Source organism: Mucilaginibacter gossypii (assembly GCF_900100945.1).
In the GTDB taxonomy this organism is placed as follows: domain Bacteria; phylum Bacteroidota; class Bacteroidia; order Sphingobacteriales; family Sphingobacteriaceae; genus Mucilaginibacter; species Mucilaginibacter gossypii.
On sequence record NZ_FNCG01000003.1, the window covers coordinates 578,181 to 595,802 of the forward strand.

The following is a 17,622-nucleotide window of genomic DNA, read 5'->3' on the forward strand; positions in this document are numbered from 1 at the left end:
TTGAGTAACCAGGTAAAAAACATTGCCATTCTTGGCTCAACAGGCAGCATCGGTACACAAACACTTGATGTTATAAGGTGGAACAGCAATTTATTCAGGGCGTTTTTGCTCACAGCACATTCCAATGCCGATTTGCTCATTAGCCAGGCTATTGAGTTTGTGCCGGAATATGCTATTATCTGTAATCAAAGCAAATACCAGGAAGTTAAAGAGGCTTTAGCGCATTTGCCCATAAAGGTACTTGCCGGTCACCAGGCTATCATTGATACAGTAACGCATCCCGAAATTGCGGTTGTGCTGACTGCCATGGTAGGCTTTGCAGGGCTTGAACCAACTATTGCAGCTATTAAAGCGGGTAAAGACATTGCCCTGGCCAACAAAGAAACATTGGTTGTTGCCGGCGATATCATAACCGCATTGGCGAAACAAAATGAAGTTCAGATTCTACCGGTTGATTCGGAGCACTCAGCAATATTCCAAAGTCTCGTTGGTGAGGAGTATAAGTCGATAGAAAAACTGATCATTACCGCATCGGGCGGGCCTTTCCGCGGCCGCGGTCTTGATTTCTTAGCTAACGTTACCCGCGAAGACGCGCTTAAACATCCAAACTGGGTAATGGGCGCCAAAATCACCATCGATTCAGCATCGTTAATGAACAAGGGGCTTGAAGTAATTGAAGCTAAATGGCTGTTTGATGTTGAAGCAGATCAGATTGAAGTTGTAGTTCACCCGCAATCTATTATTCACTCACTGGTGCAGTTCAGGGACGGCTCAATCAAGGCACAATTGGGTTTGCCCGATATGAAGCTGCCTATACAGTATGCCCTCACCTATCCCAACCGGATCGAAACGAATTTTAAACGTTTCAGCTTTAGCGATTACCCTAATCTTACTTTCGAAAAACCAGACATGGAAACTTTCCGTAATCTAAGCTTAGCGTATACTGCTTTAAAGCAGGGCGGTAATATGCCTTGCATCATTAACGCCGCCAATGAAATAGCTGTTGCAGGGTTTCTTGATCGTAAAATTGGCTTTTTAACCATGAGCAGTATCATTGAAGAGTGCATGCAGAAAATAAATTTCGTTGCAAACCCTACCTTAGTAGACTATTTGAATACTGACAAAGAAACACGCATCTTTGCGCAAAATTATATACAGCAATTGCCCTCAAAGGCATTACAGTTTTAATATTACATAAATATAAATAATGAGTATAGTGATCATGGTGGGCCAGCTTATACTGGGCCTTTCAATTTTGATAATCCTGCATGAACTGGGGCATTTCCTGGCGGCACGTGCCTTTGGCATCAAGGTAGAAAAATTCTACCTGTTTTTTGATGCATGGAACGTGAGCCTGTTTAAATTTACATATAAAGGCGTTGAGTATGGCATTGGCTGGTTACCGCTTGGTGGCTATGTTAAAATTGCCGGTATGATTGATGAGTCGATGGATACAGAGCAAATGGCTGGTCCACCGCAGCCGTGGGAATTTCGTTCAAAACCAGCCTGGCAACGCCTTATTGTGATGCTTGGCGGTGTTACTGTCAATGTTATATTGGGGATCCTGATATTTTGGGTGTTAACCATGCGTTTTGGTGATAGTTATATACCTAATTCGGCAGCAAAATACGGTATTGTACCTGGCGAAGTAGGTAAAAAAATAGGCCTTCAAATAGGCGACAAGGTTGTCGCTATCAACGGTAAGCCTTTCGAGCGTTTTGATGACCTTACAAGCCCGCAAGTGCTATTGGATAACACTGTATTTACCGTATTACGCGGCACCCAAACTTTGCAGATCAGCATCCCGCGTACCATCCTAAACGATTTGAACGATCATGACATTGAAGGTTTTATCAGTCGCCTGCCCCGTGCTAAGTTCATTGTTGATTCGTTGGAGCCAGGCAGTAACGCTGTAAAAGCAGGTTTAAAAAAGGGTGACAGTATTGTGATGGCGAATAACCATGCGGTTGTATTTTGGGATGAATTACAAGCTCAGCTATCGGCCAACAAAGGCAAACAGGTCGAGTTAGGTATAAAACGTAACCATGAATTGGTTACACTTAAGGCACAGGTTACACCAGAAGGAAAGCTGGGCTTTTACCGTGCAAAAAGCGATTTCCCGGATATCAAAACTATAAAATATGGTTTCTTCGAGGCTTTCCCTATAGGGGCGCAAAGAGCATGGGGAACCTTCAGAGATAATGCCAAAGGAATCGGCAAAATTTTCAGAGGTGATGTTAACCCGGGCAAAGCAGTAAGCGGACCGGTAGCTATAGCCAACCTGTTTGGTGGTACTGTTGATTGGGTTCACTTTTGGACACTGGTAGGCTTCCTTTCGATGGTATTGGCATTAATGAACCTTTTGCCTATTCCAGCTCTTGACGGAGGCCACGCGGTATTCCTGATCATTGAAATGATTAAAGGCAAACCGTTAAGCGATAAGTTCCTTGAACGTGCGCAAATTGTAGGCTTTGTAATATTAGTTACCCTTATGGTATTTGTTTTTGGTAACGATATTGTGAAGCTGGTAATGAAGAAGTGATTTAGAGATTAGTGATTGGATGTTAGAGATTAGTTGCCTCCCAAGCATATGAAATAAGAAGGCCTTTCAACCACTGAAAGGCCTTTCTTGTATTATATGAATTTATCAATCAATTGAATAGCTGTACAAATTAGAATTAGCTTTAAGCTTTGAGCATTCTGCTTTCAGCTTGTTTTTATACCGCAGGATCAGTTGGTTTCGGATTTTCGTAATTATCGGAAATGTTGTCAAAAGGTGATCTTTCATTTTTAAATACCGCTGCTGAGATCAGACTTACTATAGCGCCGAAAATGGCGTATATAAATACCACACTTACGGTTGCTATAACCGCAAAATATTTACTCACCATACTTAAGGCATTGTCTATTTGGTCCTGCGACAGGTTTCCTTTTGCTTCCATTTGTGCGCGCGAAGCAGTTAGAGCCTTATTAACCATTTCCGGACTTAATATCGCATAATACACATAAGTGAATACCGCCACGAAAACTCCTGTAAAAATCGCATATAAAAACCCGGATAAGAAACCTTCTCCATAGGTAATATATCCGCCAAGCTGGTCTTTGTATTCTTTTTGTGTTAACAGCAAGAAAGCGATGAAGGGCAAAAAGCTGAGGTATTTAAGAGATGAGTTGGGGTCAAGGTCCAGAAACTGAAATGCGTAAGTTATAACTATTGAGGTTACCAGGTTAATTAACGCCCACTTCAGGGCTGGTTGCGACGGGCTCGCTTTTTTTATTTCCATGATATAGGTTATTTAGTGTTTGGTTAAAATTAACTAATTATCCTATATCATGTATATGTTTATTTTTTTACCCAGACAAACGTATTTCAAATATTTATCGCCGATATTTTGTTGTTAAATATGCTTAAGGAAAAGGTTATTATGCAAATGAGCCATTAGATACTTGTTTTATGGTCTGAAGTAGGTTAACGCCCAAGCCGCCTCGGTACCTACAACAGGCACAACCATTCGGATGTGCTTAATTACTCCGAAAAATAAATTAGTGTTAACTCATTAAAAATTCAAAATATTGACTATCAATTATTTGCATTCGTTATATTTAAAATGTGTTAACCCCATTTAGATGCGTTTTTCCTGGTTTTAACTCCTCAAATTTGCTATAACAAAACAGGCCTTTCAAATTTGAAAGGCCTGTTTTGTTATACAATTAATGTTTTATTCTTTAAACGGATCCTGCTGGCTCCCGTTTAAAGAAGGCTGCGAAAATTATCGATAAAACAAACAAAAATATAATGCTTATACCTAACGACTGGATTTGCTGCCCTATGGTAACGCTTTTTCCGGTTTGAAAGCTTTTCTCCATCTCCTGAATCTTGGCGTCAGCTTCCTTCTTTTCTTCCGGTTTAGCAGTGCTTTCTTTCAGTTTATTCAAAGCGGTAACCATAGCTGTTTTAGTTTTCTGAGCCATTTGCGGTTCTATAGCGTTTGCAAATATCTGATCACGTAGTATAAATATGGTCAGGTTTGAAATGAAAAACATAATGAAAATTCCGGTGGCGGCCTGCCTCATTGTCCAATACCCGCCCACTTTGCTCCTCAGATTTATGCAAAACAAAGCAGCAATAGCTATCGGAAATATGTACGTGAAAAGTATTGCACCAACTGTTATTGCGACAGCCGATGCTACACTTACCATAAAATAAAAATAAATAATACTTACAACAGCCAATACTGCACCTAAAATCAATCCTTTGATAAGTCCTCGTATTTTTATGGTTCTTTCTAATTGTGCGCTCATTTAAGAGGGTTATTGAAAACTAACTAAAATTTCTAAAACAGCCATATCAAATTCCTTGTTGATGGCATTATCGGCAATCTCCTTTTTCTCCTCATCAGATGGATCGATATTTTGGAAAAAGCACATCATTGGGTAAAACAGTTCTTTAAGCTCTGAATCCTCAGGAAGCGTTGTTGCTACTTTACTGATCTCAGATGCCGGGCTTTCAATCAGGATTTGATTGGCAATAACCGGCTCATAAATGCGATATTCATCTTGGAACTCATCTTCATCAACCAATAAAAACTCCTTCAGGTAGTCTTCAAGTTCCGGTTCAATATCTTCGTCTTCACACTCGTTTAGATATAGTAAAAGATTAAGAAGTTCAGTACCACGGTCGAGTGTTTCTTCTTCAATGCTTTCCCACTCCGGTGTATCAAGATAATCTTCTTCCAGTTTTTTAACGTCTGCGCTAAAGAAGTTGATCATCAGCAAGTCGAAGAAGATTTCACGAAGTTCTTCTACTTGTGGGTTTTCATCAAAAACCGCATCAAGCTCATCTACTTTAGATAAAAAATCTTCGTCAGATGCAAATACGTCGCCAAACTCGTCGGTTAACTGGGTTGCATCAAAGCTGTTGTATTTTGAAAAAGCCTCAAGCGCTGCTATAAAGGCGGTTTCTATTTTTGGATCGATCATAGGTATGTTATTTAAAGATTTGTTTATTGTTGTAAGTTAACAATACTTTACCTTTTAAACGTTGCCCGATATAAGGCGAGTTTGCAGATTTAGATTTGTTGTTAGCCGCAGTGTATTCCCATTCGGCATCGGTGTCAAAAACCACGAGGTTTGCCTTTTCATCTTCAGCGATAACCGGCAGTTCAACACCAAGTATCTCGCGGGGATTAACAGCAAGTTTTTCAACTATAAGTTCAACCGGTAAACCCGCTTTTAAAGCCAGGGCGAAGGCTGTTTGTAAACCGATAATACCATACTCGGCAACTTCAAATTCCACATCTTTAAATTCAATTTCGTGTGGGGTATGCTGCGATACAATAGCATCAATAGTGCCGTCTTTTAAGCCTGTTACCAGTGCGGATACATCATCGGCAGTGCGCAACGGCGGTTTAACTTTATATAAGCTATCGAAGCCCAAAAGGGATTCATCGGTTAAAACTAAATGATGTGCAGCAACATCGCAGGTAACCTCAATACCTTTACGCTTAGCTTCACGGATCAACTCGACCGAACGCGCTGTTGATATAGTTGTAAAATGAATGCGTGATACTGTGTATTCCGCAAGATAAAGATCGCGGGCAACCATCAGTTCTTCGGCCAGTGATGGGATGCCTTTCATACCCAGCAGCGTGCTGATCTCGCCTTCGTTAACTTTTGCTTTACCTGCTATTGCTATATCTTCCGGATAAGAGAAAACCAGTGCATCAAAGCCCTGTGCGTACAGTAAAGCTCTTTCCATTAAACCGGCATCCTGTACCGGGCGACTGCCATCGGTAAAAGCCTTTGCGCCGCTTTGGTACATATCGTACATTTCTGCAAGATCTTTCCCTTCACGCTTCTGGGATATGGTACCCAGAGGATAAACATTAACCAGGTTACCTTTTGAGCGGTTTAGCAGGTATTCAACTTCCGACTTGGAATGCACCGGCGGCTGGGTATTGGGCATTAGTGCTATGCCGGTAAAACCTCCTGCCGCCGCGGCCATTGTACCTGAGCGAAGGTCTTCCTTGGTTTCAAGGCCCAACTCGCCTACGTTACAGTTAAGATCGAAAAAGCCGGGCGAAACATATTTGCCTTCGGCATCAAACAGTTCGGTATCGGCATCAATATCGTCGGCTATGCGGGTAATAACACCATTTTCAATTAAAATATCGGCAACTTGTTGATGAAAGGATGATCCGGGATCAAGAATAGTGGCTGATTTGATAAGCAAATTCATTAGCACTGCTTTATGTGTGGATTTGTATGGACCTATCCCGCCTGAATAACACCTTGTTGATCAGGCTTATAAAATCTGATTAACAATATTTCTGCAAGCAGGAAGATCAGCGCCAAAATTATACAAAGTTTCCATAATTGTGTGCCAAAATTTGATTCGGCAACAACACTTTTTAATGAGCCGTTTCCCGCTATTAATAAGGGCTTTGCATTTGGTATCAATTTTTCCAGGTCGGCTGCCGAAAAATAACTCATGTCAGATTCGGCACGGTCGTCGTTAACTGCAAGCGTCGCCAGCGTGCTGTCCTGTTTCCGGAGCGAATAAATTCCGGGTTCATTCAATTGGTCAGAAACATATAACAACGCACTTCCCTCCCGCTGCCTTGCATCCGGGATAATGCTTTGATTGCCTTTGATGAGTTTGAGCAATTGCTTTTCAGTGGTTTGTACAGGTGGTACCTCAAAATTTTCGTCGGTGCCAAGGGTGTAAAATAAGGGTTGGTCATGCCCGCTTAATAATGCCATCCTAAAAAGTATGGGTACAAACAGTGCATGCCTTTGCAGGTTACTAAAATCCTCGTTAAGGGGCACGGCACATACATAAACATTTCCTCTTCCGCTCCAGTACCCCCCCCAAAAAGCTTCGCCGGTAGCAAGCTTCATCAGGCTTTCCTGCTTAGCACCGCTTTTACTCAGTTGATAGTATTTTTTAACGGATGGTAAATCGGGGTTTTGAGGAAAGCTTTCAAACACGTTCTTAAAAACAGGGCTCTGCCTGTTAAGGGAAGCTACTTTTACATCCTGGGTTATTAGCTTTTCAGGATATCCGGTATTTAAGGCTAATAAAAATGACTTATAATTAGCCAGATCGGCATCGGCCGACGGAAATACAACCAGCGTCCCTCCTTTTGTCACGTACGTTCTCAACTGCTGTGCCAGTCCGGTAGCTATGGTTTTAATGTCGCTGATAATTACTATAGGGTAGCTATTAAGTGCAGTGTAATCAACGTTACCATCGGTTACACGGGATGCAGCAAAGAAAGCGTCAGATGCAAAAACAGCTTTCAGATATGGATTTGGAGCGCCTCCATCTATCAGCAGAACCGGCATTTGCTGCTTTACATTAAAACTAAAATAAAACTGGTTGTCAAATGTGACCGGATTGTCCTGCAACTTAATTTCACCGCTCTGCCATCCAGGTTTTAAGCCCGAAAATGATAAGGTATCATTTTGAACCTGGCGGGCATTGATACTGAAGCTACCGAGCGCCTTTTGCTCACCGTTAATTAATATTTTGAGGGGAATCTTTTCTTCTTTTTCTGTAGCGTAATTATGTAGGCGTACAACCAGTTTTTCACTTTCACCCGGGCGATGTACCGCACTAAGTAACCAAACCGAATCAACAGCAACATTTGGAAGGTTTCCGGCTTTAAGCTGAACAAGGTTAACGGTAATATTACTATCGACTTTCACTGGTTTATCATTTCTGTTTTTTTGAAAATCAGAAATAATAAACACCGACCTAGCAGCTCCCGGTTGATTTTGCAATAGGTTTTCCTGTCTGCTGATAACCTGTTGTAAGCTCCTGCTTTGTGAACTTACTTTAACCGCATCAACTGCATCATTAAATTCATCACGGCTCAACAGTCTTTGATGTTTACCTTCAAAATCTTGCGTAAGTAATTGAAAGCGATCGTTAATGTTATAAGCCGAAGCAATTTCCTTAGCACGGCGTTTAGCTTCATCAAGTAACGACCCCTCGCGGTTAAGGGTTTCCATGGAGTAAGAATTATCCACAAAAACGCTTATCACCTGTTGTTTACCAGCATTAGCATTTTGCGCGCCGGGGATATAAGGTCGGGCAAATGCCAGTATCAGAAATAACAAAGTGAGTAAACGCGCCGCCAATATCAATCGCTCCTTCAAATTGCGACGCGAGGCCTGCCGTTCCTGCACCTCTTTCAGAAACTGTACATTACTGAAATATACCTTTTTGTATTTACGAAAATTAAATAGGTGGATCACAACCGGGATGGCCAGACTTAACAACGCGAATAAAAAAGCAGGATATAAAAAATACATATTTTATATAGATGGTTGTGCTATTTACAAATGTGGTAATTAAATTGAATTTCTGTTATCTTGCAGTACCGGAACATGAAAAAAATCCCCCTGTTATTAATTTTATCGCGAGTTTTATTTGGTATCATAATTATTGCATTAAGCTTAATACAATGCCTGTATTTCCGAAACATCATTATAATATTAATGATACTCGGCTTACTATCAGATATTTTTGATGGAATCATTGCCCGACGGCTGAACGTTTCAAGCCCCATGCTCAGACGGCTTGATTCAGGTGTCGATCAATTTTTTTGGTTGAGTATTGTGGCAGGATGTTATATCACCTGTCCACAGTTTTTTAAAGACAATCTGCTAAAGATAAGCTTGCTGGTTGCCATGGAAGCAGGATGTTATGCCATAAGCTATATCCGGTTTGGTAAAGAGGTGGCCACACACGCCATATCTTCAAAGTTTTGGACACTTGTACTGCTCGCAACTATGATTCAGGTTACAGTAAGTTGCTCTTCTGTAATTCTATTTAATATTTGTTTTTATCTGGGAATAGCTACCCGTATAGAAATAATAGGCATGCTACTTATTATAAAAGAGTGGACAAACGACATCCCAACTATTTACCATGCTTTTTTGATAAGGAATGGCAAAGAGATAACGCGCCATAAACTTTTCAATGGCTAATTGCAAGAAAACAATATGGCCTTGTCTCTTTAACTATCTTAATATCGGTCTTCCCTTTCAAATCATGTATAAATAAATATATTTGGTGCATACATCAATCTACTTAAAAAATGGAATACAGAAGATTAGGCGAAAGTAAACTAAGCGTATCGGCAATAACTTTTGGAGCATGGGCTGCAGGCGGCTGGATGTGGGGTGGCAATGACGATCAGGAAGCTATTGATGCCATGCGTGCGGCTTACGACCTTGGAATAACATCAATTGATACAGCCCCGGTTTATGGACAAGGTAAAAGCGAAGAGCTGGTGGGCCTGGCCATTAAAGGCCTACCCCGGGATAAGGTACAGATCCTGACTAAATATGGCTTGCGCTGGGACCTTGTAAAAGGTGAGTTCTTTTTCAAAAGTAAAGACAACAGCGGAAAGGATATTGATGTGTATCGATATGCCGGTAAAGACAGCATTATAGCCGAGTGTGAAAATAGTCTCAAACGTCTCGGTACCGATTATATCGACCTGTACCAAATTCATTGGTCGGACAAAACTACGCCTATTGACGAAACTATGGAGGCCATTTTACGTCTGCAAGAACAGGGTAAAATTCGCGAAGCAGGTGTTTGTAATTATAATTTGAGTCAAATGCAAATCGCTGCCAAAACCATTAAGCTGGCGGCAAACCAGGTTCCGTTTAGCATGGTAAACCGCGCTATTGAAGATGAGTTAATCCCTTATTGCATCGAAAACAGGAAAGCAATATTAGCTTATAGTCCCCTTGAGCGTGGTTTATTGACCGGTAAAATGAAACCCGGCCAAAATTTCGGCGAAGGCGATCATCGTGCAGGCGTTAAATATTTTAAAGATCAAAACATTGAGCGTACCAATGCGTTCCTTGCCAAAATAAAACCATTGGCCGACGAAAAAGGTGCAACTTTAGGGCAATTGGTTATCCGCTGGACAATCAATCATCCAGGCATAACCGTAGCGCTGGTTGGCGCCCGTAATGCCGAACAATCAGTTGAAAATGCAAAAGCAATAAATATTCATATCAATGGAGAAGAAATGGAGTTTATCAATAACCAGTTAAGTGATTTGGTGATTGTAGATTAAGATCAAGGATTTTCCTATATTCCATTATGAAAAAATCGTTGCTACTCTTCCCTTTAATGTTGGCATTAAGATTATCTGCTCAAAATGCCCAGCAGATCCATCAAAAAGCTATTTTAATTGATACGCATAACGATGTTATTTCAAACGAGTTGATCACCGGCGCTGATTTAGGCAAACGTCAGAGCGAAGGGAATTTTGATTTAGTCCGCGCTAAAGAAGGCGGACTTGACGCACAGATCTTTTCTATCTGGTGTGGTGAAAGTTACGGTAAAGGGGCTGCCTTTGCTTTTGCAAACCGGGAGATAGATTCGTTGTACGCGCTCATCAAACGTAATCCTGATAAAATAGCTTTAGTGCGCAATACCAAAGAACTTAAAAAAGCTGTGGCCGGTAAAAAGCTGGCAGCATTGATTGGTGTTGAAGGCGGGCATATGATCGAAGACAGGATGGATTACATTGACAGTCTGGCTAAACGAGGGATGCGCTATCTTACCCTCACCTGGAATAACAGCACTTCATGGGCAACTTCGGCACGTGACGAGGTTACTAAAAAGGATAGTTTGAAGCATTTAGGACTTACCGATTATGGCAAACAAATAGTAAAGCACCTGAATGAGCTTGGTGTTATGGTTGACGTATCGCATGTGGGTGAGCGTACTTTTTATGATGTGCTGGCAACAACCACAAAGCCTGTTATCGCTTCACATAGCTGTGCTTATAGTATCGATCCATTTCGCCGCAACTTAAAGGATGACCAACTAAAGGCGCTGGCAAAAAACGGCGGTGTGGTATGCATTAATTTTTATAGTGGCTTTGTAGACAGTACCTATACACCCAAAGTGCTTAAGTTTTTGGCGCTGCATAAAACAGAGCTCGATTCATTGACCAAAGTTTATCATGACGTCGATCTGGCCAATATCAGGATAAATGCCATGTATAAAGTTGAATCTGACAAGCTCAGACCACCGCTTGAATTGCTAATTAAGCATATTGATTATATAGTAAAGCTGATAGGTGTTGATTATGTGGGTATCGGGTCGGATTTTGATGGAGCCGAATCATACCCTCTTGGTTTGGATAGCGTTGCTGATTATCCAAAAATAACCGGAGAACTATTGAAATTAGGCTACAGCCAAAAAGATATTGATAAAATATTAGGTGGAAATGTAATGCGGGTGCTTGCCGCAAATACAGGTAAATGATGTCACTTTGTTGACGATATGCGCTTTGCCTTATGCGCTTAAAATCGTAAATTCGCAACTCATTTATAATAAAATGTCTCAAGAAACTGAACACGTAAAATGCCTGATCATAGGGTCAGGTCCTGCAGGTTATACTGCAGCTATATATGCTTCCCGCGCTGATCTTAAGCCAGTTATGTATACCGGTTTACTGGCAGGCGGCCAGCTTACACAAACTACCGAAGTTGAAAATTTCCCAGGCTATCCGCAAGGCATTATGGGCCCTGAACTGATGGAGGATTTCCGCAAACAGGCTGAGCGCCTGGGTACCGAAATCCGTTTCGGATATGTTAGTTCTGTTGATTTTTCAAGCCTGCCACATAAAGTTGTAGTTGATGATGTGAAAACTATCACAGCAGATACCGTGATTATTTCAACCGGAGCTTCGGCCAAATGGCTTGGTTTAGAGTCTGAACAAAAATACAGCGGCTTTGGCGTTTCTGCCTGTGCCGTTTGCGATGGTTTCTTTTTTAAAGGCCAGGACGTAGCTATTGTTGGTGCCGGTGATACTGCAGCCGAAGAAGCTACCTACTTAGCCAAATTGGCCCGCAAGGTATATATGATCGTTCGCAGGGACGAGTTCCGTGCTTCAAAAGCGATGGTTCACCGCGTGCTGAACACACCAAACATTGAAATATTGTATAATACCGAAACCAAAGAAATTTTAGGCGATGGTCAAAGTGTTACCGGTGTTAAAGTGATCAATAACCAAACCAACGCCGAAACCGATCTTGATGTTACAGGATTCTTTGTAGCAATTGGTCACCACCCTAATACCGATATTTTTAAAGGCTGGTTACATATGGATGAAACCGGTTATATCATCACCCGTCCCGGTTCAACTGAAACCAACGTTGAGGGTGTATTTTGCGCCGGCGATGCACAAGACCATATTTATCGCCAGGCTGTAACAGCAGCCGGTACCGGCTGTATGGCCGCTATCGATGCTGAGCGCTACCTGGCTGCCAAAGAGCATGTGGTGACAGCTTAATCAAGCGATTAGAGATTGGAGGTAAGAGATTAGATGGTTTCTTACGATCATAAAAAGCGACAGGTATCCCCTATCGCTTTTTTCATTTCTGAACCGGGGTTTGGGGAGATTTTTCGGTTTACACTGCACACCGTGGTCTAACCCGAATTAGCAAACAATAAGATTCTTTTGAATTTGCTTAGCATCCTGTTAATTCGTTTCATTCCATAAATTCGAGTTCAGACAAATACTTACTGAACTAAGATTTTTACATATTAAAACTTTTTAAATTTTTTAAAAAAGTTTTATCTTACGGGCTCACACTAACCTGTTAGATAAATTATGTATAAAAAGGTTTCTTTAGTACTGCTCGCCGTGCTTGCAGTGTACACCTCCACTGCAAATGCGCAGGATGCTGATCCAAACCTGGGCATTATCCCCGCACCTGTTTCATTGAAAAAAGCTTCCGGTCAATTTATTTTGAGCCAGGAAACCACGATCCAGGCGGATACGCCCTCAAACAAAGCAGTAGTATTTTTTGAAGATTATCTTGCCAATAACCAGGCATACAACAAACCAATTGTTGTAAAAGGCAGCAAAAGCAACAACGTTATAACCCTTACTGCTGCCGGTACTGATGGTTTACCTGCCGAAGGTTACCGTTTAACTATTACTCCGCAACAAGTGATTGTTGCAGGTAAAGGAGCCGGGCTTTTTTATGGAGTGCAAACACTGCTCCAGCTAATGCCCGTAGAGCATTCGGCTACCATAAAGCTGCCTGCCGTGCAAATTGAAGATTACCCACGCTTTGGTTATAGGGGCGCGATGCTTGATGTTGGTCGCCACTTTTTTGGGGTGGAAATGGTTAAGAAATATATCGACCTCTTGGCCGCTTATAAACTGAATACCTTTCACTGGCACCTTACTGAAGATCAGGGCTGGCGGATTGAAATAAAGAAATACCCTAAGCTTACCCAAATAAGCAGTATGCGTGCACAAACGCTTATAGGTGGTTATCACGACCGTACGCCACAACAATTTGATGGGACACCGTACGGCGGCTTTTATACACAAGATCAAATACGCCAGGTAGTAAAGTATGCATCAGACAGGTTTGTTACCATAGTGCCTGAAATTGAAATGCCGGGGCACTCTAAAGCTGCGCTTGCTGCTTATCCCAAGTTAAGCTGTGACCCGTCAAAAACGTATCAACCTGCCGAAACGTGGGGCGTATTTAACGATATTTACTGCCCTAATGAAAATACCTTTGCCTTTTTACAGGACGTTTTAACAGAAGTGATGGCGCTTTTCCCGAGTAAATACATCCACATTGGCGGTGACGAAGCCCCGAAAGATGCATGGAAAAGCTCGCCATTTTGCCAGCAGCTAATTAAAAAATTGAAACTGAAAGACGAGCACGCACTGCAAAGCTATTTTATACAACGCATTGAAAAGTTTTTAAACTCAAAAGGTCGCAGCATCATTGGCTGGGACGAGATCTTAGAAGGCGGCCTTGCTCCTAATGCTACCGTTATGAGCTGGCGCGGCGAGGAAGGCGGAACAGCAGCAGCGCAGCAAAAACACGATGTGATCATGACGCCAGGAAGCAACGGTTTATACATTGACCATGGCCAGGGTAGGCCAAGCCAGGAACCTTTAAGCATCGGTGGCAACGAACCGCTTTCAAAAATCTACAGCTATAACCCCACTCCTGCTGTATTAACGCCTGATGAGCAAAAATACATTAAAGGTGTGCAGGCCAATTTGTGGACGGAATATGTGGCCACAGATGCCAAAGTGGAATTTATGCTGCTGCCGAGGTTGCTTGCATTATCAGAAATTGCCTGGTCGCCATTGGCTAATAAAAATTATGTTGATTTTGCTGATACACGCTTACCTGGTCATTTGGCATGGCTGGATAAAAATGGTTTTGATTACCACGTGCCAACAGCTATAGGTGCAAAAGATACAGTGATGATAGGAAGCAAGTTAAATGCTGTATTGAAACCATCTGTTGAAGGTGCAAAAGTTCATTATACTATTGACGGTTATACCCCACGCGAAACAGACTTGATTTATACTACCCCACTTAATTTGGATATACCCGCCGATCAATATCGCGAACTACAGACTATTGTGATCACTCCTTCGGGCAAACGGAGCAATGTTACCCGTACATTGGTTTATAATAAAGCGCCAATGGCAGCCGTTACTTATACAGGTACAGCATCGGGACTAAAGTATCAGGTTTTTCCTGGTCTTTACAGCAGTACAAACCAACTTGGCGTTATGCCTGCCGACAGCGGCGTAACCAAAACCTTTAATACGACTGATCTGCGAAAAAATAAAGGTAAATATGGTGTGATTTATACAGGATTTATTAATATTGAAACCGATGGCGTTTATGGCTTTGCAACGTCATCTGCAGGTGGTTCGGTTTTGTTAATTGATGACCAACCGGTAGTTGATAATGATGGAAAACACACCATGAATGAACAAATGGGAGCTGCGCCGTTATTAAAAGGCTACCATAAGGTAACGGTAAAATATTTTGACCAGGGAGTTGGCCCTGTATCGTTAAAAGTGTTTATTACTGCGCCTGGTAAAGCAAAAGCCGAGCTAACACCAGATACATTATACAACTAAGTTGAACCCAAAAAATATGACTAACAGGTTTTACCTTTTTGCGCTTGCGATAAGTGCATTAATGGCTGGATGCGGCGGGCAGGAAACAAAAAAGCCTGCCGCTCCTACGGCACCTAAAAAGCCGGAATTGATGGCGCCTTTCAGGTTTCACAAACTGATAGAGGTGTCTCCGGGCCAAAGCTATGACATTTTGAGCTGGGGGCGCGGCGCCGAAGAGGCCGGTTCGTTCATGATATTACATTCAGATTCGTCGGCTATAAAATACACTACGACAACCGGCGATTTGGATGGGGCTATTATTGACGTTTACAATTCGGATATGGATGTGGATGGCAATCCTGAAATCCTGATACAGGCTAAATCGAAAGATACAACCAATTACACGTCAATTTACGCCTTTGAGTTTAACGACAATAATAGTAAGGCCAATAAGCTGGATTTTCCGAAGCTGACCAGCTCGCAGCGCAAAGGTTACCGTGGTAATGATAATTTCTATATTAAGGAAGGTAAGCTGATGCGGGAGTTCTCGATATTTAACGGAACCGGCAAAGATGCCAAACCATCAGGAGCAAAACGCCAATTGGAGTATGGTTTACGGGGTAATGAATTTACCGTTAAGCAGTTGAGCAAAGATTCGACAGATGTAAAGCAACCGGACAATCAGCCTGCTAAAACTGATGAGAAAAAATCTTCGGATAAACAAAGCTCATCTTCTTCTTCAAAATCGTCTAAGAAAAAACATAAAAGACATAGAGGATAATTTAGTTTGCGTTACAAACGAGCGCAAGGCGAAACAAGTCAAAACATTAAAAGCGCCGTGATGAGCAGTTCATCATGGCGCTTTTTACTAATCTCTAACCTCCAGCCTCTAATCACTAAAATCACGTCTGTATCACCCCTACATTAAAAGCCTTTTCTATTGGTGCGTGATTAGCGGCTTCAATCCCCATTGATATTACTTTACGGGTTTCAAGCGGATCGATGATCCCGTCCACCCAAAGCCGGGCAGCGGCATAATATGGAGTTGTTTGAGAATTATATTTATCTGTTATCTGTTTCAACAATTCGGCTTCTTTTGCAGCATCTATCTCTTCGCCTTTAGCTTTGAGACTTGCTTCCTGGATCTGCAACAAGGTTTTGGCTGCTTGTCCGCCGCCCATTACCGCAATTTTGGCCGACGGCCAGGCGTAGATCAATCGTGGATCGTAGGCTTTGCCACACATGGCATAGTTTCCTGCTCCGTAGCTATTACCTACAACTATGGTGAATTTAGGTACAACGGAATTTGCTACTGCGTTCACCATTTTTGCTCCGTCTTTGATTATTCCCCCTTGCTCCGACCGGCTGCCTACCATAAAACCGGTAACATCCTGTAAAAACACCAGCGGAATTTTCTTTTGATTACAATTCATGATAAAACGGGTAGCCTTATCTGCCGAATCGGAATAGATTACCCCACCAAACTGCATTTCGCCTTTTTTTGATTTGATCACCTTGCGCTGATTAGCTACAATCCCTACGGCCCATCCGTCAATACGGCCTAAGCTGCAAATGATAGATTGTCCGTAGCCATCTTTATAGGGTTCAAATTCTGAGTTATCCAACAAACGGAGAAGAATCTCCTTCATATCATAGGCTTTTTCCCGGTTATCGGGCAGTATTCCATAAATTTCTTTTTCACTGAGTTTTGGAGCTGAGGGCTGGATCCTGTCGAAACCGGCTTTGGTATAATCGCCCGTCATACTCATGATATTGCGGATGGAATCAAGAGCGGCTTGATCATTAGGCTGTTTATAATCGGTAACGCCTGAAATTTCGCAATGAGTAGTGGCACCGCCAAGTGTTTCATTATCCACATCCTCGCCAATGGCCGATTTTACCAGATATGACCCCGCCAGGAAAACTGAACCCGTGCCTTCCACGATCATGGCCTCATCGCTCATGATAGGCAAATATGCACCTCCTGCCACGCATGAACCCATAATGGCGGCGATCTGGATAATTCCCATACTGCTCATGATAGCATTATTGCGAAAAATGCGGCCAAAGTGTTCTTTATCCGGAAAGATCTCGTCCTGCAAAGGCAGATAAACTCCTGCCGAATCGACGAGGTAAATGATAGGTAACTTGTTTTCGATGGCTATTTCCTGGGCACGGAGGTTCTTTTTTGCTGTTATCGGGAACCAGGCCCCTGCTTTTACCGTGGCGTCATTAGCCACAACAACACATTGCCTACCGGATATATATCCGATACCGCAGATAACTCCTCCGGATGGGCAGCCGCCATGTTCAGTATACATGCCGTCGGCCACAAAAGCGCCGATCTCCAGCCATGGTTTATCTTTATCAATGAGGTAAGCCACCCGCTCGCGGGCCAGCATTTTTCCTTTTTCTTTTTGTTTGGCTGCGGCTTTTTCACCACCGCCCTGATGTACTTTGTTAAGCCGGGTGTTTAGCTCATAAACAAGCTGCTTATTAATATCTTCATTTTTATTGAATTCGATATTCATAATTGGTTTTAGATAGGACAGGTAATTTAGAAAATTTCCTATCTAAAAAAGGAAATTGCAAACGGTTTTGTTTCAAAGAGGTGCAACCTTACCAGTTTGCCGTAAAAAGTTCGCATCAGGTCGTTTAATCAGCCAACTAAATCTTTCTACAC

General features: G+C 42.2%; 14 protein-coding genes. 8 read left to right on the forward strand and 6 right to left on the reverse strand.

The features are described 5' to 3' along the window. Together BLS28_RS08630 and rseP are read left to right on the forward strand one after the other, a co-directional pair. Positions 1-1,188: a 1-deoxy-D-xylulose-5-phosphate reductoisomerase gene (locus BLS28_RS08630; protein ID WP_091164735.1), complete on the forward strand. Its 1,188-nt coding sequence runs from the start codon at positions 1-3 to the stop codon at positions 1,186-1,188. Positions 1,189-1,207: 19 nt separating this feature from the next. Beyond that, positions 1,208-2,542, forward strand: coding sequence for an RIP metalloprotease RseP (gene rseP / locus BLS28_RS08635; RefSeq protein ID WP_091164739.1), 1,335 nt, complete (start codon positions 1,208-1,210; stop codon positions 2,540-2,542). Positions 2,543-2,717: 175 nt separating this feature from the next. Here rseP and BLS28_RS08640 read toward each other — a convergent pair whose 3' ends face one another. The 5 genes from BLS28_RS08640 to BLS28_RS08660 all read right to left on the reverse strand — a co-directional run bounded on the left by BLS28_RS08640 (position 2,718) and on the right by BLS28_RS08660 (position 8,319). Next, a complete protein-coding gene (locus BLS28_RS08640; protein WP_091164748.1) occupies positions 2,718-3,284 on the reverse strand; it encodes a DUF4199 domain-containing protein in 567 nt (188 codons plus the stop codon). Between the two features lie 442 nt (positions 3,285-3,726). Further along, positions 3,727-4,302: a DUF4199 domain-containing protein gene (locus tag BLS28_RS08645; RefSeq protein WP_091164756.1), complete on the reverse strand. Its 576-nt coding sequence runs from the start codon at positions 4,300-4,302 to the stop codon at positions 3,727-3,729. A gap of 9 nt (positions 4,303-4,311) precedes the next feature. Then, positions 4,312-4,980 (reverse strand): hypothetical protein, encoded by a 669-nt coding sequence (locus tag BLS28_RS08650; protein ID WP_091164758.1) that lies wholly within the window; start codon positions 4,978-4,980, stop codon positions 4,312-4,314. 7 nt (positions 4,981-4,987) lie between these two features. After that, positions 4,988-6,238 (reverse strand): dihydroorotase, encoded by a 1,251-nt coding sequence (locus BLS28_RS08655; RefSeq protein ID WP_091164761.1) that lies wholly within the window; start codon positions 6,236-6,238, stop codon positions 4,988-4,990. 32 nt (positions 6,239-6,270) lie between these two features. Beyond that, a complete protein-coding gene (locus tag BLS28_RS08660; protein WP_091164764.1) occupies positions 6,271-8,319 on the reverse strand; it encodes a vWA domain-containing protein in 2,049 nt (682 codons plus the stop codon). 75 nt (positions 8,320-8,394) lie between these two features. Between BLS28_RS08660 and BLS28_RS08665 the strand changes: the two genes are divergently transcribed. From BLS28_RS08665 to BLS28_RS08690, 6 genes are all read left to right on the forward strand, one after another. Beyond that, a complete protein-coding gene (locus BLS28_RS08665; protein WP_091164767.1) occupies positions 8,395-8,997 on the forward strand; it encodes a CDP-alcohol phosphatidyltransferase family protein in 603 nt (200 codons plus the stop codon). A 110-nt stretch (positions 8,998-9,107) separates the two neighbouring features. After that, on the forward strand, positions 9,108-10,103 hold the full coding sequence (locus BLS28_RS08670; RefSeq protein ID WP_091164768.1) for an aldo/keto reductase: 996 nt from the start codon (positions 9,108-9,110) through the stop codon (positions 10,101-10,103). Between the two features lie 26 nt (positions 10,104-10,129). Continuing rightward, entirely contained in the window at positions 10,130-11,305 is a 1,176-nt protein-coding gene (locus BLS28_RS08675; protein ID WP_091164769.1) for a dipeptidase, read from the forward strand. 73 nt (positions 11,306-11,378) lie between these two features. Continuing rightward, positions 11,379-12,335: a thioredoxin-disulfide reductase gene (trxB, locus tag BLS28_RS08680; protein WP_090526227.1), complete on the forward strand. Its 957-nt coding sequence runs from the start codon at positions 11,379-11,381 to the stop codon at positions 12,333-12,335. A gap of 321 nt (positions 12,336-12,656) precedes the next feature. Beyond that, a complete protein-coding gene (locus BLS28_RS08685) occupies positions 12,657-14,960 on the forward strand; it encodes a family 20 glycosylhydrolase (RefSeq protein WP_091164770.1) in 2,304 nt (767 codons plus the stop codon). Positions 14,961-14,976: 16 nt separating this feature from the next. Further along, a complete protein-coding gene (locus tag BLS28_RS08690; protein ID WP_091164771.1) occupies positions 14,977-15,720 on the forward strand; it encodes a hypothetical protein in 744 nt (247 codons plus the stop codon). A 121-nt stretch (positions 15,721-15,841) separates the two neighbouring features. Here the strand turns inward: BLS28_RS08690 and BLS28_RS08695 are convergent, their stop codons facing one another. Beyond that, positions 15,842-17,470 (reverse strand): acyl-CoA carboxylase subunit beta, encoded by a 1,629-nt coding sequence (locus BLS28_RS08695; RefSeq protein ID WP_091164775.1) that lies wholly within the window; start codon positions 17,468-17,470, stop codon positions 15,842-15,844. Positions 17,471-17,622: the final 152 nt, after the last annotated feature.